This window comes from Candidatus Phytoplasma luffae, assembly GCF_018024475.1.
In the GTDB taxonomy this organism is placed as follows: domain Bacteria; phylum Bacillota_I; class Bacilli_A; order Acholeplasmatales; family Acholeplasmataceae; genus Phytoplasma; species Phytoplasma luffae.
On record NZ_CP054393.1, the window covers coordinates 454,092 to 476,635 of the forward strand.

25 protein-coding genes and 1 pseudogene are annotated in these 22,544 nt (G+C 24.8%); 1 reads left to right on the top strand and 25 read right to left on the bottom strand.

What is annotated here, in order from left to right; all coding sequences use genetic code 11:
* Nucleotides 1-14 precede the first annotated feature (14 nt).
* From rplI to LFWB_RS02435, 25 genes and pseudogenes are all read right to left on the bottom strand, one after another.
* The gene (rplI, locus tag LFWB_RS02315) at nt 15-2,528 is read right to left on the bottom strand and encodes a 50S ribosomal protein L9 (protein ID WP_210954523.1); all 2,514 of its coding nucleotides are present in this window, start codon (nt 2,526-2,528) and stop codon (nt 15-17) included.
* 120 nt (nt 2,529-2,648) lie between these two features.
* Nucleotides 2,649-2,882 carry a 30S ribosomal protein S18 gene (gene rpsR, locus LFWB_RS02320; protein WP_210954524.1) on the bottom strand — a complete coding sequence of 78 codons (234 nt, stop codon included), beginning with the start codon at nt 2,880-2,882 and terminating at the stop codon, nt 2,649-2,651.
* Nucleotides 2,883-2,919: 37 nt separating this feature from the next.
* The gene (locus LFWB_RS02325) at nt 2,920-3,378 is read right to left on the bottom strand and encodes a single-stranded DNA-binding protein (protein WP_210954525.1); all 459 of its coding nucleotides are present in this window, start codon (nt 3,376-3,378) and stop codon (nt 2,920-2,922) included.
* Entirely contained in the window at nt 3,375-3,671 is a 297-nt protein-coding gene (gene rpsF, locus LFWB_RS02330; protein WP_210954526.1) for a 30S ribosomal protein S6, read from the bottom strand. The genes LFWB_RS02325 and rpsF overlap by 4 nt, the downstream gene beginning before the upstream one ends.
* 841 nt (nt 3,672-4,512) lie before the next feature.
* Nucleotides 4,513-5,457 (bottom strand): IS3 family transposase, encoded by a 945-nt coding sequence (locus LFWB_RS02335; protein WP_210954511.1) that lies wholly within the window; start codon nt 5,455-5,457, stop codon nt 4,513-4,515.
* A gap of 519 nt (nt 5,458-5,976) precedes the next feature.
* Complete coding sequence (locus LFWB_RS02340) at nt 5,977-6,612, bottom strand: hypothetical protein (RefSeq protein WP_210954527.1); 636 nt, start codon at nt 6,610-6,612, stop codon at nt 5,977-5,979.
* A gap of 36 nt (nt 6,613-6,648) precedes the next feature.
* Nucleotides 6,649-7,977, bottom strand: coding sequence for a toprim domain-containing protein (locus tag LFWB_RS02345; RefSeq protein WP_210954509.1), 1,329 nt, complete (start codon nt 7,975-7,977; stop codon nt 6,649-6,651).
* A gap of 11 nt (nt 7,978-7,988) precedes the next feature.
* The gene (locus LFWB_RS02350) at nt 7,989-9,470 is read right to left on the bottom strand and encodes a replicative DNA helicase (protein ID WP_210954508.1); all 1,482 of its coding nucleotides are present in this window, start codon (nt 9,468-9,470) and stop codon (nt 7,989-7,991) included.
* Nucleotides 9,460-10,089 carry a hypothetical protein gene (locus LFWB_RS02355; protein WP_210954507.1) on the bottom strand — a complete coding sequence of 210 codons (630 nt, stop codon included), beginning with the start codon at nt 10,087-10,089 and terminating at the stop codon, nt 9,460-9,462. The genes LFWB_RS02350 and LFWB_RS02355 overlap by 11 nt, the downstream gene beginning before the upstream one ends.
* Nucleotides 10,090-10,262: 173 nt before the next feature.
* Nucleotides 10,263-10,910: pseudogene (gene tmk, locus LFWB_RS02360) on the bottom strand (dTMP kinase); the annotation flags it as partial.
* Between the two features lie 47 nt (nt 10,911-10,957).
* A complete protein-coding gene (locus LFWB_RS02365) occupies nt 10,958-12,319 on the bottom strand; it encodes a hypothetical protein (protein WP_246454245.1) in 1,362 nt (453 codons plus the stop codon).
* Between the two features lie 445 nt (nt 12,320-12,764).
* Entirely contained in the window at nt 12,765-13,364 is a 600-nt protein-coding gene (locus tag LFWB_RS02370; protein ID WP_210954528.1) for a hypothetical protein, read from the bottom strand.
* A gap of 23 nt (nt 13,365-13,387) precedes the next feature.
* On the bottom strand, nt 13,388-13,858 hold the full coding sequence (locus LFWB_RS02375; protein WP_210954529.1) for a Panacea domain-containing protein: 471 nt from the start codon (nt 13,856-13,858) through the stop codon (nt 13,388-13,390).
* Nucleotides 13,859-13,893: 35 nt separating this feature from the next.
* Nucleotides 13,894-14,454 (bottom strand): SVM family protein, encoded by a 561-nt coding sequence (locus tag LFWB_RS02380; RefSeq protein WP_210954530.1) that lies wholly within the window; start codon nt 14,452-14,454, stop codon nt 13,894-13,896.
* 22 nt (nt 14,455-14,476) lie between these two features.
* Nucleotides 14,477-15,262 (bottom strand): hypothetical protein, encoded by a 786-nt coding sequence (locus LFWB_RS02385; protein ID WP_210954531.1) that lies wholly within the window; start codon nt 15,260-15,262, stop codon nt 14,477-14,479.
* Nucleotides 15,263-15,361: 99 nt separating this feature from the next.
* Nucleotides 15,362-16,987, bottom strand: coding sequence for a DNA double-strand break repair protein Rad50 (locus LFWB_RS02390; RefSeq protein WP_210954532.1), 1,626 nt, complete (start codon nt 16,985-16,987; stop codon nt 15,362-15,364).
* A 3-nt stretch (nt 16,988-16,990) separates the two neighbouring features.
* Nucleotides 16,991-18,187 (bottom strand): AAA family ATPase, encoded by a 1,197-nt coding sequence (locus LFWB_RS02395; RefSeq protein ID WP_210954913.1) that lies wholly within the window; start codon nt 18,185-18,187, stop codon nt 16,991-16,993.
* Between the two features lie 68 nt (nt 18,188-18,255).
* Complete coding sequence (locus tag LFWB_RS02400) at nt 18,256-18,861, bottom strand: hypothetical protein (RefSeq protein ID WP_210954488.1); 606 nt, start codon at nt 18,859-18,861, stop codon at nt 18,256-18,258.
* Complete coding sequence (locus tag LFWB_RS02405; protein WP_210954487.1) at nt 18,861-19,157, bottom strand: hypothetical protein; 297 nt, start codon at nt 19,155-19,157, stop codon at nt 18,861-18,863. The genes LFWB_RS02400 and LFWB_RS02405 overlap by 1 nt, the downstream gene beginning before the upstream one ends.
* Nucleotides 19,158-19,271: 114 nt before the next feature.
* Nucleotides 19,272-19,907, bottom strand: coding sequence for a YqaJ viral recombinase family nuclease (locus LFWB_RS02410; RefSeq protein ID WP_210954486.1), 636 nt, complete (start codon nt 19,905-19,907; stop codon nt 19,272-19,274).
* On the bottom strand, nt 19,908-20,132 hold the full coding sequence (locus LFWB_RS02415; protein WP_210954908.1) for a hypothetical protein: 225 nt from the start codon (nt 20,130-20,132) through the stop codon (nt 19,908-19,910).
* Entirely contained in the window at nt 20,125-20,565 is a 441-nt protein-coding gene (locus LFWB_RS02420; protein WP_210954485.1) for a hypothetical protein, read from the bottom strand. The genes LFWB_RS02415 and LFWB_RS02420 overlap by 8 nt, the downstream gene beginning before the upstream one ends.
* 12 nt (nt 20,566-20,577) lie before the next feature.
* Complete coding sequence (locus LFWB_RS02425) at nt 20,578-20,868, bottom strand: HU family DNA-binding protein (RefSeq protein WP_210954484.1); 291 nt, start codon at nt 20,866-20,868, stop codon at nt 20,578-20,580.
* A gap of 15 nt (nt 20,869-20,883) precedes the next feature.
* Nucleotides 20,884-21,207: a single-stranded DNA-binding protein gene (locus LFWB_RS02430; protein WP_210954483.1), complete on the bottom strand. Its 324-nt coding sequence runs from the start codon at nt 21,205-21,207 to the stop codon at nt 20,884-20,886.
* A 4-nt stretch (nt 21,208-21,211) separates the two neighbouring features.
* Complete coding sequence (locus LFWB_RS02435; protein ID WP_210954482.1) at nt 21,212-21,832, bottom strand: sigma-70 family RNA polymerase sigma factor; 621 nt, start codon at nt 21,830-21,832, stop codon at nt 21,212-21,214.
* A 302-nt stretch (nt 21,833-22,134) separates the two neighbouring features.
* Here LFWB_RS02435 and LFWB_RS03890 point away from each other — a divergent pair, with 302 nt between their 5' ends.
* Nucleotides 22,135-22,329, top strand: a complete 195-nt coding sequence (locus LFWB_RS03890) for a hypothetical protein (RefSeq protein WP_246454206.1) — start codon at nt 22,135-22,137, stop codon at nt 22,327-22,329.
* The last annotated feature ends 215 nt before the right edge of the window (nt 22,330-22,544 follow it).

Genomic DNA, 22,544 nt, shown 5'->3' on the forward strand with positions numbered 1-22,544 from the left:
TAACATCCGATTTATTATTTTTTTTCTAAACTTTTAACATTAACAAAAAAATAAGCATTAATTTCTTTTGTCAAAAAGACATTTACTTTATATTTTCCTAAAGAATTTATTTCACTTTCTAAAAATAATTTTTTTTTGTCAATCATAATATTATGTTTATCATAAAATGTATCCATGATTTGTTTCAAAGTTATTTTTCCGTATATTTTTCCTTTAGGGCCGATTGTAGTCATTATATCTATTTGTTTATTATCGATATCATTTTTTAATTGTTGCATCAATAAATTATGTTTTTTTACTTTTTCTTCTTCTGATTTAATTTTTTGTTTAATTTCTTTAATATTATCATCAGTAGCCAAAAGAGCTTTTTTTTCTTTAATTAAGAAATTACCATAACCAGAATTTATTTTAATAATTTCGTTTTTATTACCTTTATTTTTTATATCTTCTAACAAAATAATTTTCATATTTTTTAAACTCTCTTTATATTCTAAATATAATATATTCTTTAATGTATCGATGGCACCTTCTAAATCATTGCTTTCGATTTGAGTAGCTGCACTATTTATATGACCGCCACCACCCATTTGTTCCATAATAACTTGAACATTTATTCGATCATAAGAGCGAGCGCTTATACCTATTCGACCATCTTTCAATCTAGCAATAGTAAAAGCAGCGTCAATATTTTGTATATTTAAAACATTTTCCGAAACTTTAGCTAAAAAACTTCTGTTATCACAAATATCATTTTTTTTAATAATAGCGATCTTATTCATATAAATTTCCATTTCAGAAATCAATTTATTCATTTCTAAAATTTGATTTAATTCTGTTCTTAACCAAAATTTAATTTTAGAGATTTCAGCTCCTAAAGAAATTAATTTAGAGGCGATTTCTAAAGTTCTTGGACTTGTGCGATAAGTGAAATAATTAGTATCTATTATTAAACCGCCATAAATAACACTTGTTTCTAAAGAGGTGAATTTTATATTATATTTTAAAAAACTAATAATTTCCATTAAAATTTCTACAGTAGAAGAAGCATAAGGATCGACATAAGAAAAAATACTATTAATTACTTTTTCATTCGCTCTATGATGATCTAAAATAATAATTTGAGAAGTTAATTTTAATAATTCTGGGCTACTAACAATATTTTCATTTTGAGTGTCTACAATTACTAAAAGAGACTTTTCATCGATCATTTTTAAAGCTTGTTTGGTAGTGATAATTTGTTTAGCTAATTTTTTTTCTTCTGTAATCAAATCTTGATAAATTAATTTAAAATTAAAATCATTTTTTTCTTCATCAATAATTAAATAATGTTGTTTGTTTTTAATAATGTTTGAGGCTATTTTATAAAAAGCAATCATAGAACCTAACGAATCTAAATCCAGATTTATATGCCCCATTATAAAACAATTATCATGTTTATGTAAAATTTCTTCAATCATTTCTGAATTAACTCTAGCTGATATTTTAGATTCGTATTCTAAAAAATTAGTATTTGTGGCACCGAAATATTGAATTTTTTGATTTTCTATATTAACAACTGCTTGGTCGCCGCCCCTTTTTTTAGCTAATTCTAAAGCGTTTTGAGCATAATTCGATAAGCTGTTATAAGATAAATTATAACAAGCTGCCCCAATAGAAAGTGTTATTTTTAATTTATATTTTTTAGATATAAGTCGAATTGTCTCTAAAATATCAAATTTATTAACTATAATATTCATCAATTTATCATAGTTTAACAAAATCAAAAATTTATCATCTGATAATTGTTTTAAATAACTATCATAAATATCAAAAAAATCAGATAAAGCACTTAAATATTCGACTTTTATTTGTGATTGTTCAGAAATATCAAGATTTTTTAAAGAATTTTCTAAATTATCCAAAGATACAAAGATTAATGTAGGTGTTTTATTTTTATATAGTTTTTTTATATATTCTCTTTCAGTTGTGTCAAATAAATAAAAAACATTAATTTCTTTATTATAAAAACAATCGAAAGTTGCTTTTTCTGTATATAAAATAGTTTTATTTTCCGAAGAATTTAATAAATTACTCAATGTTTCATTAACTTTATATAAGGGAGTGTTTAAGGTAGGTTTATTTAAAATAACATCGGCGTAATTATTAATCCATTGGATTTTATGTTCGGTGTTATCAATCAAAACAATACCGATAGGCAAATCATTAAAAACTTCTTCTCCTACCTGATTAACAGAATAAGAAAGATTAGTCCATAAATTAAGACGTTCATTTATTTTTTTAATTTCAAAAAAATGACGAACATTATAATATATACAAATAAAAATCAAAATAAAAATTATCTTACCGAAAAAACTTAAAAATAACAATAAAATAGTATTTTTAATTTCTGAAAATAATGATTGATTGTATATTAATTCTATTATTCTAGGAAAATCACTAATTATAATATGTATAGCTAAAATTATCCAAAAAAATATTAATATAATTTTTCTATAATAAAAAAATTTTTTTATAATTTTTTTATACATAATTGAATTAAAAAACTCTCTTCTCATAATGATATATTTTAGATAAAAAAATATAAAAAAAATAATAAAAAAAGCTAATGCGATATTATATATAAAATATTCAATAGCTTTTTATATTAATTAATTAACAATAAAAGGGATTAAGGCCATATGACGTGCTCTTTTAATAGCTTGCGATAAACGTCTTTGCATTTTTGCAGAAGTGTTGGTTACTCTACTTGGTAAAATTTTCCCTCTATTAGTAATAAATTTATTCAATAATTCTACGTCTTTAAAATCGATTTTAGTTATTTTGTTTTGAATAAAATAACATACTTTGCGACGTTTTTTAAAATATTTTTTATTTTTTTGCATTTTTTTATTCCTATTAATTTAAATGTTTTATAAAAAATTAAAAAGGCAAGTCTTCGTTATTATCAATAATTAATTTTTTGTCGTTTGAAGAATGTTCATTATTTTGATGTGAGTAATTCTTATCTTCGGTTTTTTTATATTCATCATCGTAATAATTTGATTGATTACTATCTCTTTTATTTTTAGATTCTAAAAATTGAATATTATCACAATGAACATCTACAAAAAATTGTTTTTGATTATTAACTTCAGAAGTTGTAACTCTGATGCTTCCTTCGATACCTAACATAGTTCCTTTAGAAATGTATTTAGCTAAATTTTCCGCTTGTTTGTTCCAAACAGAACAACGAATAAAATCAACTTCTTTTATACCTGAAGAATTAACATAATTTCTGTTAACAGCTAAAACAAATTTAACTAAAGGAATATCAACATTAACAAAACGTAATTCAGGATCTTTTGTTATTCTACCTACTAAAATAACTTTATTAATCATAACTCTTTATTATCTTCTTTTTTTAATACAATATAACGAATGATTTCTTCTGTAATATTCACTATTCTATTAAATTCTTTGATCATTTCATTATCAGCTTGAACTAAAAAATTAATATAAAAACCCTGAGTAAATTTTTTTATACTATAAGCTAATGTTTTTAATTCTGGTTTTTTATATTCTAATATTTTTCCTTCTTTATCAAAAATATTATTAATATTCTTTTCGATATTATTTACTTGTTTTTCATCTAAATTAGGACTTAAAATATACATAATTTCATATGTTTTCATTTTTTTTATAAAATTCTCCTTTTGGACTTTTGTTCTTATTTATGAAAATTATTTTTTTAATAAGAAAAGGAAATTTAATATTCTATTAATATTCATTAATTTTAATTAAATTAGATTCCATTTTATTATACTCATTTTTGCAAATTTAATTATAAATTTTTATTTATTAAAATAAATTATATCAGAAATAATAATTATTCATCGAAATAAAAAAATACACAATAGTATATTTTAATTTTATCAAATAATTATTAAAAATTCAAATGTTTTTAAACGTTATATTTAGTATTTTTTTCTATTTCAGTAATTGGTTTTCTTTTTTTTATTAACAAATTTATCTTTAATTTTTTTTAAAAATTTTTTTAGTTAAAAAGAAAAAGACTCATCCGAATGAGTCTTGGGTTGAAAATATTTTTTTAAATTAATTAATAATGATAAAAATTAAAATATTATAATTTGGAAAATTTTAAATTATAATATTTTAAAATATAAATTTATAATGTGCGCTGTTCCATTTTTTTGGACATATTTTAATTTTAAAATTGTTCTTTAAAACTTAAAATTAAGTAGATAATTTCATATCTTTTCAAACTAACAAAGTTGTTTTTAATTAAATTAAAAAGTGTCTAAAGTTTTTTAATAATTTGCTAGTTTCAAAAGATATTTTTTTCAATATTTTACCCTTCCATATATATAGTTAGGTAAAAAAAGTTAAAAAGGTGTCTACAAAATAAAAAGAAAATAATCTTTTATATAATTTTAATATTTTTCTTAAAAAAAGGGTGCAGAAAAGTAACCTTTTTTATAAGGTTATATTATTTATGTAAATTTAACTAATAATTTATCTAAGAGTTTGAAAATATTGTAAAGGGGATAAATTATTTAATTTAGTTAAAAGCCATTTATGATTCCAAAAAGAAGGAAATTGATTAATTATTTTTGTGATTTTTGGAATTGTTTTTTGAAATAAAAAAGGATGACGATGATATAAAATACTTTTCATTTGGCCGAACAGATTTTCAATTACTGCGTTATCACGTGGAGTGGCTTTGCGGGACATGCTGATTAAAAAACCTTTTTTAGTTAGGATTTGTTGAACTTTTAGAGATTGATAAACTGAACCTTGATCAGAATGAATAATACAAGGTTTTTTTAATTTAGGTAATTTTTGGATTGTTTTTAATACTAAATCTTTATTTTGACAATTAGAAGTATGTGAAGCGATAATTTGATTATTAAAAGAATCTATAACACAAGAAAAATATAAAAAACCTTGAGGAGTTTTAAAATAAGTAATATCAGTGAATAGTTTTTGTAGGGGTCGAGATGAAATAAATTCTTGATTGATTAAGTTAGGTACTATTTTAATTTTATTTTGTAAATTATTTTTATAATGATGTTTATTTTTTTTAATTCTTAACCGACAAAAAATATTTTTTTCTTTCATAATGAGATAAACTTTTTTCTTAGTAATTGATTCATTGAAAGTTTTTTGGTATAAAACAGTAATTTTATGATGACCGAAAAAATATTCATGATTACAACATAAAGCTTCGATTCTTTTTTGTTGCAAAAGGTATTTTTCTTGTTTTAATTTTAATTGTTCTTTAATTTTTAACCAGTAATAATAAGTACTTCTTTTGATTTGGATAGTTTTTAAAATGGTAGTAAGATTTAAGTTATTTTTAAATTTTTTAACCAAATTAAAAACTATTTTTTTATCAATTTTAGTTATTTTTTCAATCATTTTTTGCAATAATTTGAATTTTTGTTTTAATTTTTTCATTATTAAACACTATTTACCTTATTTTTTTTGATTATATTAATAATTATAATTCAAAAAGGTTTTTAAATCAAAAAAATACCATTAATTTGTTTTATTTTTTAGTTTTGCGCTGATGAAATTGGTAAGGTTTGAAAAAAAAGGGGGGCAGCGTAATGGGGGGATTCTTTATTATTTTTCTTTTTATTATGTATTCTTTTTATTTTTGTTAGCGCTCCAGCGCTTATATTATTTGATTTATATTTTTATAAACAATCTTTTTCCAATGGAAAGGGTTTTAAAAAAGAGATGTTATTTATATCGATAATTAATAATGATTTAAAAAAAAGATATATCGACAATATCAAATATCGAATATCATTATCATTATCGATATAAAATATCAAATATCACTTGTTATAAAAGCTAGTTTTTAACAGGTAAATTGAGAGACGAAAACTGTTATAAAACTGTTAGTAAAGTGTTATAAAACTGTTAGTAAAATGTTATAAAACTGTTAGTAAAGTGTTATAAAATTGTTAGTTAAATAATTTGTTTTGTTTTAGATATATATTTATACATAGGATGGAGTTTTTTAACTCTATAACCTCGTTTATCTTTGGTAATAAAGAATTTAATGTGTTTTAAATCTTCTAAGCGATAATAAATAATATTTAAACCTTTTTTATAATTGCTTTTTAAAGGTTTATCATATTTATCTTTTTTATGATTATCTAATTTAAATAATTTTAAAGTATCTAATTTATTGATATTGATTTTGCTCATTAATTCTTTTATTTGGTTTTTGGTTTCATTTTTATAATTGATTTGGAAAATATTAAATTGATGTTTAAGGGTATTATTTTGAGTTTTAAGAGGGGTTGAAGGGTTAAGTAATAATTTTGTATTGTCATCTACTTTTATGGCTTTAATTATGTCTATTTTGTATTTTTTAATTTCTTCTAAGATTTTTGGATCTATAAATAAAGTTTGATTTTTAGGGCGATAATTAGCTTCTTGGTAGGTATTTTTCTTTTTGGAATGATTAATAATGGTGAGGTTAATTAAATCTTCTTTTAAAGTTTTCAAAAAGTGTTTGATTTGTTCTAAATCAGTGGGAGTATTTTGTTTATTAATTTCACCTCCGATTCTAATTTCTTGATTGGTATTGTTTTGCATTATTTTATTTCTCCTTTTTTTAAATTAATTAATAAATTATTCGTTAATTACTTCTACTTTATCTTTGCCAAAGTAATATATAGCTAAATCTACTATTTGTTTCTTTTTGGCCGCTTCGTAAGAAATATATGGGTCTAAGAAACATTTTTGATAAGCTTGGATTCCATATTGTTTAAATAAATCATCGACATCTTTACAAGTTTGATTATAAGGTGGTAAAATGTGTCTAATTTCATAGATAATATTTTCTTTTTTTAATTGTTCACCTAATAATTCACTACGTTTTTTTCCTGTTTCGTCATTGTCTAAGGCAATAATGATTTTAATATTTTCTTTTTTAAGAATGTCTATTTGTGTTTGAGAAAATAATTGTGTGACACAAATTAATCCCACAACGTTTTTAATTCCATTTTGCCAACAACTAATGACATCAAAAAAGCCTTCATGAACAATCATAATTTTAGTTTGTTTAATGCAAGGGAATGCTTCAAAGAAACGATAACTAAAATGAAAAGTGGGGGTTTGGCTGAAATTATTAAGAGATTGATATTTGGGTTGAAAATAGCTAGTATCGCAAAAATGGTTTTGATAAAAGTGAAATGTTTTAGCATATCCATTTTCAATCGGGATAATGATAGAACCATGAAAAGTATCATGATAATATTTTTTTCCTTTGAAATTAGTTTTTTCTTTGATAAAACCATATTCTACTAATTTATCAATATTAACATTTTTCTTTTTTAAGAAATTGATTAATCTAAAAGATAATGGTTTATTTGATAATGGAGCATAACCTAATTTAAATTCTTTAATTGTTTCTAAATTTAATTGGCGCTTTTGTGTTAAATAATCTAATCCTATTTTCCTTTCATCATTTTGATTGGATGTTAACAAATAATTATAATAATCTCTTATTTGATTAAATAAGGGAGATATTTCTTTGAATAATTGTGTTTTTTTGATATTAATTTCTGTTTCATCTATTGGGTTATGGGGTTTGGGAGGATGATATTGTAATTTGAAAGGGTTGGAGGATATTGAGGTGTTAGTTTTTTCTTTATTTGTTAAGATTTCAAATTTTTGAGAATGCATAAAATTTAAAATCTTTTTGACTGCATCGTTAAAGTTTGTGATTCCACGAATTTCTTTATAAACATCAATAATGTCAAAATCGCGACAACATTTCCAACAGTGAATGTTATTGTTATCATTTATATGACAAGTTGTTGGATTTAGACCTTGATGGATGGGACAAGGAAAACGATATTTGCTGTTGAAGTTTGATGGGAGGATGTTTAATTTTTTTAATAAAACTATCATGGGGAAATTAGTTTTGATGTAGTTAATTTTTTCTTGATTATTCATTTTTTTACTCCTTAAAAATCTTCTATTTGGTAAGGTAAAACATAACCTACTTCTTGAAAAGTTTGAGTTGTCATTTTAAAATGATAGACTAAAGTTTTTTTAGTTCCGCTGCGATTTTTTTTAATATTTACTTCAATTATTTTTTGATTATCATTGTCATCAGCTTCTAAATATAGTTGATTTAAGGTTGAAGTATAGATATTTAGGGGTTTGGTGGTATTTTTTTTAATATTTGGGTTAAATTCAGACATAATTAATACTATGTCGGAATTGGTTTCAATTCCGCCAGAGCCTTTTAGTGCGGTGATTTCTGGGGATTTTCCGTTATAATTAGAATAAGTATCTCTTGAAAATTGAGATAAAATGATAATGACAATTTTTAATTCGATGGCGATTTCTTTAATTTTGGTCATGATTTCATCAATGGCTAAACGGTCATTATCCATTTTATTACTCGCTTTTGTGATTTGAAGGTGATCAATGACTACAATTTCTATTTTGGATTCTAAATGAAGACGATACAATAAATCAACAATATAATTAATATTTTTTTCTTGGTCATAACTAAAAGATAAGTTGATATTAGTAAAAAATTGTTTTGCTTGTATCATCTTTTTCGTATAGTGTTGTTGTGTGATATTATCAAAATTTTTATCTAAAATAACATCTAAAGGAATTTGAGTTTGATTAGATAATAAACGATTTAGGTTTTCTTCTGAAGTCATTTCAAAAGAAAAAACCAACATATAAGGATAATGTTGGTTTTCTTGGTATTTAGTTTTGGCTAAATCTAAAAGAAGATTATAGATAAAAGATGTTTTACCTAAACCAGTATAGCCTCCAATGGTGATGATTTGACCTTTTTTGAACCCTTTAGTGGCTTGGTTTAATCCTTTGAAAGTGTCTGATAAACGATAATATTCTTCTTGGATTTTTTGTTTGGAAATGTTGTCGGTTTCAAAGACTTCGGGATAAAGTTTTGTCATTTGGTTCAAGGTTAATAAAGTTTTATCTTTTTTGTTTGGGATAAGATTAATAAAATTTCTTAATTTATCAAAGATTTCTTGGTAGTATAAATGCTTATGATAAAGATCTTGATTATCAAAAGAAGGGTTGATTGTTTTTATTAATTGTTGAAATAAAGTTTCTTGGGTATAAGTATGTTTTAAATTTTCTAAAAGATGTTCATTATGGATATTATTATTGTTTAAAAACATCAAAGATTCATTATTAAAATTTTCTTGAGGATAATGAGTTTGAAGATAAGTTAGTAATTCTTTAATAATTGTCTCTTTGGTTTTGATTTTATCCCAAGGATGAGTTGATTTTTTTTCTAAATATAAATATTTTAAAGCGTTATATATTTTTTGGTGATTGGATTTGGTTAAATATTTAGGGTTGATTATTTGACAATAAAGTTTTAATTTGTTCCACTCCCCTTTTTCGATGTAATTAATAATTTGAATTAAGGCTTGGTGTTCGTTAGTTAACATTTTTATTTAACTCCTTCTTTTTAATTAAATTAATATTGGGAAAAGTGATGAATTCATTCATTAGTAAGGTTTTTAAGAAGAGATTAGCATTATCAGAAAATAAATTAATTACTTTATTAATTGACTGTACTTTACCGTTTTTAATTTTATTATTGAGTTTTTGAGTTTCAACTTCATCGTTTGTTAATAAATAATATTCAAAACGAGTGTCTAGTTTTTTTAGTTGTTGTGCTTCAATGATGGCTTGTTTGTATCGTTCACGAAGGCAAGTTTTGAAATTGAAGGCGATAATGCGTTTGGTTTGTGTGAATAAAACCAAGTCGAATTTGATGTCGGGGATGAAAAATAAATATGATTTAGGATATAAACATTTAATTCCTTTATGGTTTAAATAAAGCAAAATCAGGTATTCGTTAATTTTTCCGCGAATTGATTTTTGGGATTGGGAACAAAAGTTGTTGGTTTCGAAATAATGATTTAATTGAATGTGATTACTTTTCATATATTTATCAATAGTAAGATTCAAAGTTGCTTTGTTGAAAATAAGCTTTATGATTTGAACTGATTTTGAGTTGGTATTTAATTGGTTGATATTAATAAATTCTTGGTTAGTTAACATTTTTAAATTCCTTTCTAAATAAAAAAGACCCTTTTTGAGGGTCTTTGGTTTGTTTTAATAGATTTTTTTAGTACGCCAAGTAATAATTCCATCTTTATGAATTGTTTTGATTTTGCCGTTGCGAAAATAGATATATAAATTACCGTTTTGACATTTTTTCTTTATGATTTTTTTCATTTTATATCTCTTATTAATTTCATAATTTTAGTAACATTTGATTGAAGGGAATCAATACCATTTAGAATTAATTGTTTATTGTTTTGATAATGAGTTAAATAATGATAATAACCTTTATGGACAGTTTGGTGATAAGTTAAGGATTTTTGTTCGATAATATCTAATTGATGGTTTTTTTGGGTTTGTTTTCTTTCTTTACCAATAAGAGGATTAATATCTAGATAAATTAATAAATGAGGTTTAATAAATAATTTTTTATGAGTGATATCAAAAATTTCTTTTAAATCGAAACAAGATTTTGTTTGTTTAAGATAAGGAAATAATTGGTAGGCATATGTTGATGGTAACCAACGGTCTAAGATTATGAGTTGATTTTGTTTTAAATGAGGATAGATGAGTTCTTTTTGGATTTGAGCCATATTAGTGATGCTAAGATAAAAACGAGTAATGTAATCAACTTGGTTATAATTTAAAAATAAATTTCTTATTTCTGTTCCAATAGAACTACTTCCTAAACCTTGATAAATTTTATTATTTATTTTTTGTTTTTTTAGTTTTTGTTGTAATTCTTGAATTAAAGTTGTTTTGCCGCTACCATCTAGTCCTTCAAAAACTATAAGTTTCATTTTTTTCTCCTTTAATTGGGTTTTAGATAATAAAAAAAGACTCTACAAGAGAGTCTTTTAAATTGTTATTTAAAGCTTAATTCAATTCTTTTGGGTGGGGGAGTGGTGTTATAAAAATTATAAAAAATATTAGAATTACCAACACAATTATGACCATTAACAATCCAATCATCAGAGAAAAAACCTGGGACATATTGATACCAACATGTATTTCCATTTTCATCATAAATAATTCTCGATGTTTTTCCAAATTTATTTCTTATTTCTTGAGCTGAATAAGAACATCCATATTGAATGTAACATTGCTTTAACCAATTTATATAAGCATCACGATATTGTTCGACGAGTTTAATTTGGAGTGTATCATTATTACAAACTACAAAATAAATACAATCATCAGTTTCTAAACATTGGAATATTTTTTTAATTTGAAAAGGAATATCTATTTTTTTATAAGAAGGAGAAGTTATTTCAATATCCCAATTTCGCTTTTCTGTTTCTTCTTTATATTCACTTTCTTCTATTAAAGGAGGGAAAGTATAAAGGTTGTTTTCTCTTTTCCAATCTCGGATAGTTTGATAAGGGTCTAAAGAGTCAGGGAGTTCAATAATTTTTTTTCTTTTTTGAACATTAAGGAAGAAAAGATAGATGTTTTTGGCACCATTTGAGAGTTTTGTTAAGTCTTCGATAGTATATGATTGAGATTTAATAATATCTTCTTTTATTTGATTGATGCTTTCATTAATTTCATTAATGCTTTCTTGATAGACAGTTTTGAAATGTGTATCTTCACATGAATTTTGTTTTATTATAACTTCTTGTAGAAATTCTTGTTTCCATTCTAATCGGTTTCTTAGAGATTGTATATTTCGATTTTCAGATAATAACCTTATGCCGTCATCAAAATAAATGGCATCAATTTCAAATTCAAATAAAAATTTTCCAAAAGGTAAAGGCAATACTAATCCAGTATGAGGTGTTGCGTTATAACAACCTAGTTTAATTAGTTTTGGTTCTTTAATGATGTTGTTTTTGATTAAATAATTATTAATTGCTTCTTCTTTGTTTTGGTCAGCAAACATTTCAATTATTATTAATTCTATATTTACATTTTCTTCTTGAGGTTTTTGTTTTGCGTCCCAAAAGACAAAGGCTTCTTCGATGGCTATTCCGTAATCAAGGAGTTCTTCTAAGGTGAATTCATCATCTTCATCAGGATATTTGATATTAAAAGGGTTATGTCTTGGTTTGAAATAAGCCCCAATTAAACCTGAAGGAGGGTTTTTGAGTTTAGCGTCGAAGAAAGTGTAATCATAAGGATTGTAGGAGGGAGTTGAAATATCATAAAGATAAGCTTTGATATTAAAATATTTTAAGATATCAGGGATGCTTTCTTTAGATAAAACAGGAATGTCATATCTTTTCATTTTGGGTTGAGTGGCTAACCATTCTTGTTGAAGGGTTTGGTAGTCAGATAGTTTTATTTTTGATTTAGATTGATGATGAAAATAAGGATGAGCGGAGATAGAAGGACAACAAATCAAAAATAATAATAAATAAATAATGATGAAATATTTAGATAAAGGGAATTTTGATTGATTTTGACATAATTGGTTACCTCCTTTTTTTTGTGATTTGGGTATAAAAAAATACCCCTCAACTAGAGGGGTGGTTATAAATTAGGTTTAAAAATGATCCGTTTTAATTTATGCCAAAATTGTAAAAATTAAAAATACGTATTTACAAGGTTTTTTGAAGGTCACTTAGAGGCTAAATTGGATTTAAGGGTGTATAAATCAATCCCTAAGGTTTAAAAAATTAATTGTAATTTAATCACAGCGAGAGGAGCAAAATAATGCGTTTTAGAGGAATTTATTTTTGAATTTTAGAATATTTCTCATCATAAAAAAAATTATAAACCCCAATATGAATATAAAAATCTATTTCAGGGAATTGTTTTACTCTTGTTTTTATAATCCAATCACTATTTTTATATTTTATTTGTTTATTATGAAAATTATTATTATTGCTTTGTTTTTTAATAATTTTTTCAATTTCTTCTAAAATTTGATTAGGTTTAAATTCTCGTTTTAAAACAAAAAAAATTAATGAAATTTTGTTATCTTTTTCTGTTGTATTATAAATTAGTTGTTTATATTTTTTTTCAATTTTATAACCACAATCTTTTTCTTTTAAAGTAGCACATTCTGCTATGTACTTTTTTTCATTTTTAAAAGGTATTATAATATCTGTTTTGCCATGATTATTGTTAGCTTCACAATTAACGAAATTTTCGAACGAAGAAGGATAACTGTTTAATTGTACAAAAATATTATCTCTATAAATAGCTTCAGTGTCTTGTGGATTAGAATTGTTATTTTTTCTTAAGTTTTTAGTTCTAGAAATACTAACACAAACACTATGAATTGTTTTGATAATTTCTTCAAAATTATCTTTATTTAAATTTTTCAAACAGCAATTTACCCCTTACACAATTAAATTATATTATCTTTAAAAAATTTTTCTAATAATTGGTGAGTAATGATGTTATTTTGCCATTTTTTACGAGGATTATAAGCCTCTTTCCATGGAACTTCTTCATGAGTTTTAACACTTAATTCTCTGGCACTGAAAGAAGAATATTTATTAATTACTTTTTCAATAATTTCTTTAGCTTCTGTAGTTAATTCGTTTTTACTAGCACCTTTACAAACATAATCATTAGGAATTGGATTATCAACAAAATTGAAAAATTCACTGTAAATATTTAAAATAACAGGACCAAACAACCATGCTTCAATTTTTTCTGGAAAAAGTGTTTTTCCTGTTTGGGCTATATAATGACCTTGAATGTAATATAATAATTTATTAATTTTCATATTGGAAATTTTATATTTATTAGTATCCGTTTGGCTAATTAAATAATTAGCAATATCAAAAACATTAATTTGATTATTATTTTTCATTTTTTAAACCTACTTTCTAATTTTTTTTATTTCTTTTATCGTCTTCGATTGTTATTTGGTGGATTTGGATTATTTTGTAATTGTTGAATTATAATATTTATTTGTCTTCGGTTTTGGTCCATTCTTATTTGAATATTTCTTAGCACGTTAATTTGTTCTGTTGAAGCATAAATGGGTATATTATTAATAGCTGTATTCATTTCTTGTATTAATGATAAATGTTCTCTTTCAAGTTGAATTTTTGTTATATTGCGTTCAAAATTTATCATAAATTGATGCTGATTATTGAGTTGTCTTTGTTGATGAGTTATTATTTGTTGGTGTATTTGTTCGCTTTGATTTAACAAAGTATTAATTTCAACTTCTGAATTATGATTTCTAAGAGCATTAATAATTTGTTGAATTGTTCTTTCTTGTATAGATAATAAATTTTGAAAAATCCTATACTCATCTATATTATTATCGCCATTTGAATTATTTTGGGATGGATTATTATTCATACCCATAACCTGTTTGTTATCAACAATAAATAATAATCCTAAACAAATGATAAAAAATAGACTAAACAAAGATAATTGTTTTTCTAATTTAATCATTATTAACGACTCCTTTTATTTTTTATCCCTCAGTCGAGGTGATTGTGTAGATGGAGTTGAGGGAAGATTCAGCTGTTTTTTTATCTTGTTCGATATCCCTATTTAAACTTTTAATTGAATCTTGTTTTAAGTCTTCCATATGTCGGATTTGTTCGGAGTACAAACTGTATTTACTTTCTAGTCCTTCGATTTCAGATTTGATTTCTGAGATTTGTTTGGTTATATTACCTTCTTGGGTTCGCAGTTCTTCTAATGCAGGTCTTTGAGTTTCATCCCACAATTGAAAAACTGATTTTTCTTTTTCTTTTTTTTCACTTGCAACTATTTTTAATTGTTGTTCTAATGATGTTAATTGTTTTTTTAGTTCTTCGATTTGAGAAATTAGGGGTTGGCGTTGGGATTCTAAGTTGTTTATTTTTGTTTGGTATTCGTCAATCCAAGGCTGACGACAATCTTTACAAAATTTTAAATTATTAATTAGTTTTTGTTTTATTTTTTCAATCTCTGTTTTTTCTTCTTCAGAAAGGTCATTTGGTAGTAAGGTATTGTCATCGGATTCTGAGAAAACATAAGTTTTAATTTGGTCGAAACGAGCAGCAGTGGTTTTAATTTTCGGTTGGGGTGTTTCTTCCGTAGAACGTTTTATTTTTGAAGGGATTTGTTGGGGTTTGTTCTCTAAAGGAGATAAATAATTTTTTTCGTTTTGATAATCATTAAATCCTTGATAAAAACCAATTATAATCGCTATTCCAAAAAGAGATGTGATAATAATAGTTACTAAATGTTTTTGAAAAAAATTATTATTCATAAATTTCATTTCCTTTCTGATAATAGTGATTATTATCAAATATTGAAATATGAATATATCACTATTATATAATTTTATGAATAAAATGTTTAAGGAAAATTATTTTTTATTTGGTATCATAACCATTTCAGGGATTTTACCAACTCGTCTAGCTTGAAGGCGTTGTTGGGCGCGGGCATAGTTGGGATTTCTTTGTCTAAAATATTCATCTTCAATTATGGCTTTTTCATCTTGAACTTTTTCTAAATCTAAGGTTAAATTGTATTCATTTTTGTTTAATTCGTTTATTCCTATTATTTTTTTTCGTTGTTGGATTAATTCATCGGTAATTTTTTTATATTCGATGATCCAAGATTTGAATTCATCTTTATTATTTTTAATTAATTTTTCAGAATTTTGTAATTCTTGACCTAATTTATCTTGTTCTATGCGATTATTATATTCTTCTAGCTTTTTTTCGTAATCTTTGTAGTCGGCGTCAAGTTTGGCTAAATCACGGTCGATGTCTTGAGTATACATTTTTAAAGCTTCTTCGGTAATCATTGGTGGATGTTCTTTGTTTTCTTGCGCGACTTCATTATATAAATGCCACAAACGGTGGCCTTCGTGAAGAACTAAAGTAGCTTTTGACATACCTTGAGCGAACTTACGTGTAAAAGTAACTGCTTTGCCCATAATTTTCATACCATATTTAGCGGGGATTAAGTCAGTTACTTTATCAAAAGCTTTGAATCCCCATTTTACTATGTTTCCAGCTGATGCTTCATGTTCTTTTTCATAGGTTTGCATGCGGTTATGCATTTCGCGATATTTTATTTTTAGGGATGTATATAAATCTTTTTCTAATTTGATTTCTTCAAGTTTTTTGGTGATTTGATAAATGTTGGTTTTGATTTCGGATTGTATTTTTTCTTTGGATTTAATGCTATTAAAAAAAGACTTTTCATCATTATTTAATGTATCGTATCTTTTTTCTAAATCTTGTTTTAAGTCTTCCATATGTCGGATTTGTTCGGAGTACAAACTGTATTTACTTTCTAGTCCTTCGATTTCAGATTTGATTTCTGAGATTTGTTTGATTATATTACCTTCTTGGGTTCGCAGTTCTTCTAATCTTTTTCGCAATTTTTGCATTTCAACGTTGTCAGTAGTATTTTTTATTTGTTCTTCCGTTGCTTTAATATTTCTTTCATTATCTTCTTTATCTTTTTCTAACTGAGTTAGCTTGCCTTTTAAGATAGTGATGTTACCTGTTGTGTTTTTTAATTGTTCTTTTATTTCTTTAATTTTTGTTTCATTTTGTTCTAACAATTCATGGATTTGTTCTTTTTGTTTTTGGGAGGATTCTTGGGCATTGTAAAGTTCTTTTAATTCATCTTCACATTTTTTTAATTCACTTTCCCAATTAGTTTTTAATCCTTTGTAATTATTTATTGTATTTTCGTATTTATCGATGGCTTTGTCGATTTTGTTGACTAATTGCCCTGCATATTTAGATGATGGTTCTGTTTTATGAAAGAAACATAAATAAATGAAACTTAAAATACCAATTATAATTAAAAAATAAGTTAAATAGCCTTTCCATGATGTTGTTGATTGTTGAGTGGGTGAAAGTTTTCTTTTAAAGAAAACAAATAGACTAAAGATGGTAGTGGCTATTAAAAACCAGGTGAAATAAGATTTAAATGATAAAAATCCTTTGATTAAGTCAAATGGTGTTAACATATATTATTCATCTCCTTTTTGGTTTTTTTCTATTTGGTCTAATATATTTATATTAGGAGAAATTATCATTTTATATGCTTGTTTTAAATCTTCTTTGTTGATTTCATTTCTTCTAGTTTCACCTTGACCTCTGTTTTTCGCAAAGATTGTTACTGTTGTTTTTAAGAGGTTTTCCAAAGTACGATTGGCTTGTTTGAATTGATGGTTTGGCGGTAATATTTCTAAAGCTTCGTTAATGACTTCATATAAGTATTGTTTGGCTTCTTCACTATAAGGGTTTTTACGTTTGTTGATTAAAAATTCTAGGAATTGTTTTCTTTCTTCTTTGTTGCCTGGTTTGACTTCGATATTGTAAGTGAATCTTGATTTGATGGCATCATCGATTTGGTTAATGTGGTTTGTAGCTCCAATGATGAAAATAGGTTTTTCAGGGTTGTTTTTAAAAGATGTCAATTCAGTTTTGAATTGATTCACAACATTGGCAATTTCTGAATCAGTTTCTAAAGTGCTTAAATCAGTAAAGATAGTTTCGCATTCATCTAAAAAGATGATTGCGCCATTGTTTTGGGCTGCTTCTTCGCGAGCTGTCATAAATAAATCTTTGACTAATTGAGGGGCGATACCTTTGTATTTTTGTGAGAATAAAGAGCTGCTTACTTCAAAGAAGGGTAAATTAGTTTCTTTGGCTAAGGATCTTGCGAGAGTGGTTTTTCCTGTTCCAGGGGCTCCATACATTAAAATACCTAGAGGAGATTCGATTTCTCCAATATTTTTGTAGTTTTCTTTGTTGTTGAGATAATCAATAAATCCATCTAATGCTTGTTTTTCTTCTTTGAAACCGATTAGTTGGTTGAATCCTGGGAATTTATTGTTGTTAGAAGGTTTAAATAATAATTCTTCTTGGTTATCGTTCGGGATTATTGTTTTTTCTTGTAATTCTGATGAAGAAAAAGTTTGAATTTTTTCTGGTGATGAATTATTTTTAGTTATTTGGTCTTCTAAATATTTTTTAGTTTCTTGGTTAGTTTTGTTTTGGGTTTCTAATCTTTTATGATGATTTAGGATTTGGGTTTGATTTTCGATTAAAGCTTGATGGTGGATCCAAACTTGAATTCCTAAAAATAAAATGATAGATGTTATAATGATTATTATTAAATTAGTTGGATTTAAATTTTTATTTTGATTTTTTTTAATATTCATTTTCATATTAATACCTTTCTGAAAAATAAAAAAAGACTAATACAAATTTTGTTTAGTCTTTTAATATTTTATTTTGCTAATTGAGCAATTTTGTTTTCGATAGTTTGATTTCCGCCTTCGAAAGATTTACCTTGGGAATCGACTAATTCGTAATCACAAATTAATTCTAATTGAGGGTTTTTGGAATTGATGATTTCTTTTTGTTCGATGCTAATTTGAATTTTAATAATTCCAATACCTTTGTCGTTTAATATCATTTGGGGACGTTTTGTGTCGTCATAATCATTGTTATTAACTTTGAGGCTTATGTTTAAATATTTTTCTGGGTTGTTAAAGGATTGGTTAGTGTTATATTGGGTTGATAATTTTAAATATAAGGGTATTGAAATATCTATTCCATTTGAGTTAAGGATTGCTTCGTGTTCGATAGTAATTAAGTGATTGTATTTTTTTTGGCTTAAGTTAGGAATTGAAATCGGCAAAAGTATTTGATTTTCGTTGTTGCCACCCGTTCGTTCAACAGTGAAAATAGGAAAATCATTTATTAAATTTATTTTTTCTTTTCTTTGTTTGTTAAAGTAATCGTTTAAAGCATAAATTGAGATAATTGAGAAAAATAGAACAATTACAAATGTTATGATAATTAATATTTTATTTTTATTTTGTGTTTTCATTATTTGTTTCCTCCTGAAAAAATTGTTTTAATTAAATCAATAAAATTATTGATTCCTGTTGTTAACCAAGGGATTTGGTTTTGGTAATAAATAACGTTGACATGTAAAATAAAATATAAAATGATAGTTAAATAAGTAATTATTTTTAATAAATTTAGTTTATTGATATTAGGAGTTGGGGGTGAAATGTGATGATTGAGTTTTTTTGTTTCTGGGATTGATATTTTTTGATTTGGGTTTTGGGTTTTGGTTAATTTTTTATTTGGTTTTTTAGTGATAATTATTTTTTTTGACATGTTTTTTCTCCTTTGTATTAATTATTTATTTCTTTGTTACTTTCTAAATTGTTTTTTTCTTAATAATTATTTTTGGTTTTTTTGGATTTTCATTTTTAGTTTCCTTTCTTTTTTTTATATTTTAAATTTACTTAATTTTTTTAAATAAGTTGTCTGTTGTAATTCTTGTTTATTGAGTTTTAATAATTCTAAATACTTTTTGCCGTCTGCAATCATTTGGTTAATAAAATTATTATCTTGATAAACCCTAACAACATGATAATTAGTGTCATTAAAATAAACAAAGAAATAAGCGAATTTAGATTGAGAACAATATAATTGACATTGAACTTGCGCCCAGTAATTAGAAGGGATTTTTTTATGTGAAAAGAAACCATTCCAAGTAGAGGAGATGTTGTTATTTTCATCTACATAAGGACATTTAATTTCTAATAAAGTGTTGGTTTGTTTGTTATAACCGTCAAGACTTGCAGAAAACATATCTAAAGTATCATCAGTAAAGATGGTATCAGGGAATTTTAGATTAGTTATTTTTTCAAAAAAAGTTCTCGCTAGGGGTTCGGTTTTGTTGCCGTGTTCGGTGAATTTATTGCTTGTAAATGTTGTTCCAAATATTTTGTCATGTATTAATTGTTCTAAACTTCTAAATTTGTCATTTCCTGTAATACTTCCTATTTCAGAGGCATTGATATATTTTTTGCGATGATTATACCACTCAGAAGTTCGTTGGTTTAAATTATTAATTTTCATTTAATTATTTTCACTTTCTAAATTATTTTTTTCTTTTGAATTGTTATTTGGGTTTGGAATAATTGAAGATGATTTATTGGGTTTGTTATCTTTTTTAGTTTCATCTGTTTTATTAATTTCTGGTAATGGAAAAAAATTAAAAAAGATTTTTTTGATAATAAACATTAAAGCAGTTGCGAATAGGGCGCCAACGATAAATCCAATGGCGAAATTAAGTTCATTCATTTTCATTTTCCTTTCCGTGAGGTTTGTTGTTGTTTTTTAATTTTAGTATTTTTTTTCTTGCTTTTTTCTCTTGCCAATGAGCAACTTTTACTTTTTGCACTTCTAATTGGGATTGGAGTTTTTCTTGGTTTTCATTTATTTTATCTAGTTTTTTTAATAACTGTTTTTCTAAATATTCTTGTTTGGCGTTTTGGATTTCTAAATTTTGGAGTTTTTTGTTGGGGAAAAAGAGGCCTAAAATCAAATCTTTGACGAAAATCAAAATATTTGCAATTAATTTAAAAATAGGTTTGAAACCAGAGACAATAAGAATAGTGAAAATCGTTGTTTGGATTCCGTCTATTCTTCGTTCAAGGATTTCGGTAGTGCTAAATCCTTTAGAGTAATTTAAGATAAAATTGCTAATTGTTGCAAATAATGAAAAAATAAACATAATTTATTCTCCTTATTTTAATTTAAGGTTTTTGACTTCATCTTTAATAGTTTTAGAAAGTTTAAAATTTACCACAGTTTTTGTAGGGATTTTGAGTTTTTTACCTGTTTGGGGGTTTCTTCCCACGCGGGCTTTTCTTGATTTTAAGATGAATTTGCCAATTGAAGGTGATAATACCACTTCTTCGTTGGATGTGATTGCTTTGATTAAAGCATTTTCGAACGAGTTGTAAAAATCTTGGGTTTGAGTAACCGAAGTTTTATGCATTACTGCGATAGTTTTGATTAATTCTTTTTTTGTCATTTTAGTGACTCCTTTTTAATTTTGGGTTGGGGGGTTATTATCTAAAAAGATAACATTGTTTAAAATAACTTTAGTATTGGTTTTGTTTTGGTTTTCGTTATTAGTGTATTTTTGAATAGATAATGTTCCTTCTATATATATTTTTGAACCTTTGTGTAAATATTTACTCATGTTTTCTGCTTGATTACGAAAGGCAACACAGTGGATGAATTGAACTTTATCTTTATTGTTGATAGCTAAGTTGAAATCAATTTTTGTGATTTGTTCATTATTAATATGAATGTATTGTGATTCTAGGGCGTTAGTGATGCGGCCGATTAATTGAACTTTATTTAACATTTTTTTATTTCTCCATTGGTTTTTTAGGTTTTAATTTTAGAATAGCTATTTTTTTGATGTTGATTATTGTTTGAAGTTTTAAATTTATTTTTAGCGCGATCTCTTGGTTGGTATGAGGTCGTTGATAAGTTTCGTTGATGTTGTCTAAAGTGATACCAAAACTTAAACAAATAATATTAAATCCTGTTTTACTTAATTTCTTTTTTAGTTTTTTTAACAAACATTCGTGATTTGTTTGTTTTAACCATAATTGATGAGGATTGGGGTTGCTGATTTTATAAGGTTGATATTTTTCTTCTTGAAAACTAATATTGTTTGGTTTAGTAGATTTTTGTGGGATTGAAGGAGAATAACTTTTTCTTATTAGTTCATTGATTTCAGATTTAATTGTTGGTTTTGCATAGGCGATAAAGTCATAACCTAAATCTTGGTAATTACTTAGGGCTTTCGTTAATCCTAAAACTCCTTCTTGATATAAATCTTGTTTTTGGAGCAATTTAGGATAATATTTAAATTTACCAACAATTTTATTTATTAATGGCAAATGAAGATCAATTAATTGATCTCTTATTTCTAAATTCTTTTTATTTTTTAAAAAATCTTTAAATAATTTTTTTCTTAACATTTAATCCCTTTCTAAAAACGTTTTTAGAAAAGATATGAAAATTAATTTTATTCTTAGAGAATAAAAAAAGACTAACTTAATAGTTAGCCTTAAATAAATTTTAAAAAACAAAAAGTGTCTAAAGTTTTGGAATACCTCAAAATGATCGAATTGGTTCCTAAAAACAAAACGATATATACTTTTTTGTCTTCGCACTGTTTTTGCAGAATATGGTGAAAAAATTGCTGATATCGCAGTTGACACGGATCATTGACGCGATATTTTAGTTAAATATAACTAAAAGTTCAATTAACTTTCGTAAATTGTTTGAATTAACCACTCAAACGCAAGGTGAATCAAGTTATCCTTATTTATTTTTTTGTGATAACGCTAATCAAGTGAATCCTCTTGATTTGAAAATTAAATTTTCTAATTTATGCACTGAAATTTTACAACCAACTTTTGTAAGTAATGAGGTTTTTTTGTATAACAACGTTAATCCTCTAATTTTATTATAAGATTAGTTTATTTTAGTTTTTATATTCTTATTATTTATTAATTTTGAATTTAATTATTTTTTTTTAATATTGAATATTTTTTTAAAATTTATTTTTTTAAATTTTAATTATTTTTTTAATTATTTTTTTAATTATTTTTATGATACCATTATTAAATGTGTAAATAAATTTTATATTTTTTTTAAAATTTAATATAAAATTTATAATTCGATAAT

Excerpts from the sequence above, each read along its gene's own strand:
- rplI (WP_210954523.1), bottom strand. The coding sequence starts at position 2,528 with ATGTATAAAAAAATTATAAAAAAATTTTTTTATTATAGAAAAATTATA.
- rpsR (WP_210954524.1), bottom strand. The coding sequence starts at position 2,882 with ATGCAAAAAAATAAAAAATATTTTAAAAAACGTCGCAAAGTATGTTAT.
- LFWB_RS02325 (WP_210954525.1), bottom strand. The coding sequence starts at position 3,378 with ATGATTAATAAAGTTATTTTAGTAGGTAGAATAACAAAAGATCCTGAA.
- rpsF (WP_210954526.1), bottom strand. The coding sequence starts at position 3,671 with ATGAAAACATATGAAATTATGTATATTTTAAGTCCTAATTTAGATGAA.
- LFWB_RS02335 (WP_210954511.1), bottom strand. The coding sequence starts at position 5,457 with ATGAAAAAATTAAAACAAAAATTCAAATTATTGCAAAAAATGATTGAA.
- LFWB_RS02340 (WP_210954527.1), bottom strand. The coding sequence starts at position 6,612 with ATGCAAAACAATACCAATCAAGAAATTAGAATCGGAGGTGAAATTAAT.
- LFWB_RS02345 (WP_210954509.1), bottom strand. The coding sequence starts at position 7,977 with ATGAATAATCAAGAAAAAATTAACTACATCAAAACTAATTTCCCCATG.
- LFWB_RS02350 (WP_210954508.1), bottom strand. The coding sequence starts at position 9,470 with ATGTTAACTAACGAACACCAAGCCTTAATTCAAATTATTAATTACATC.
- LFWB_RS02355 (WP_210954507.1), bottom strand. The coding sequence starts at position 10,089 with ATGTTAACTAACCAAGAATTTATTAATATCAACCAATTAAATACCAAC.
- LFWB_RS02365 (WP_246454245.1), bottom strand. The coding sequence starts at position 12,319 with ATGAAAAGATATGACATTCCTGTTTTATCTAAAGAAAGCATCCCTGAT.
- LFWB_RS02375 (WP_210954529.1), bottom strand. The coding sequence starts at position 13,858 with ATGAAAAATAATAATCAAATTAATGTTTTTGATATTGCTAATTATTTA.
- LFWB_RS02380 (WP_210954530.1), bottom strand. The coding sequence starts at position 14,454 with ATGATTAAATTAGAAAAACAATTATCTTTGTTTAGTCTATTTTTTATC.
- LFWB_RS02385 (WP_210954531.1), bottom strand. The coding sequence starts at position 15,262 with ATGAATAATAATTTTTTTCAAAAACATTTAGTAACTATTATTATCACA.
- LFWB_RS02390 (WP_210954532.1), bottom strand. The coding sequence starts at position 16,987 with ATGTTAACACCATTTGACTTAATCAAAGGATTTTTATCATTTAAATCT.
- LFWB_RS02395 (WP_210954913.1), bottom strand. The coding sequence starts at position 18,187 with ATGAATATTAAAAAAAATCAAAATAAAAATTTAAATCCAACTAATTTA.
- LFWB_RS02400 (WP_210954488.1), bottom strand. The coding sequence starts at position 18,861 with ATGAAAACACAAAATAAAAATAAAATATTAATTATCATAACATTTGTA.
- LFWB_RS02405 (WP_210954487.1), bottom strand. The coding sequence starts at position 19,157 with ATGTCAAAAAAAATAATTATCACTAAAAAACCAAATAAAAAATTAACC.
- LFWB_RS02410 (WP_210954486.1), bottom strand. The coding sequence starts at position 19,907 with ATGAAAATTAATAATTTAAACCAACGAACTTCTGAGTGGTATAATCAT.
- LFWB_RS02415 (WP_210954908.1), bottom strand. The coding sequence starts at position 20,132 with ATGAATGAACTTAATTTCGCCATTGGATTTATCGTTGGCGCCCTATTC.
- LFWB_RS02420 (WP_210954485.1), bottom strand. The coding sequence starts at position 20,565 with ATGTTTATTTTTTCATTATTTGCAACAATTAGCAATTTTATCTTAAAT.
- LFWB_RS02425 (WP_210954484.1), bottom strand. The coding sequence starts at position 20,868 with ATGACAAAAAAAGAATTAATCAAAACTATCGCAGTAATGCATAAAACT.
- LFWB_RS02430 (WP_210954483.1), bottom strand. The coding sequence starts at position 21,207 with ATGTTAAATAAAGTTCAATTAATCGGCCGCATCACTAACGCCCTAGAA.
- LFWB_RS02435 (WP_210954482.1), bottom strand. The coding sequence starts at position 21,832 with ATGTTAAGAAAAAAATTATTTAAAGATTTTTTAAAAAATAAAAAGAAT.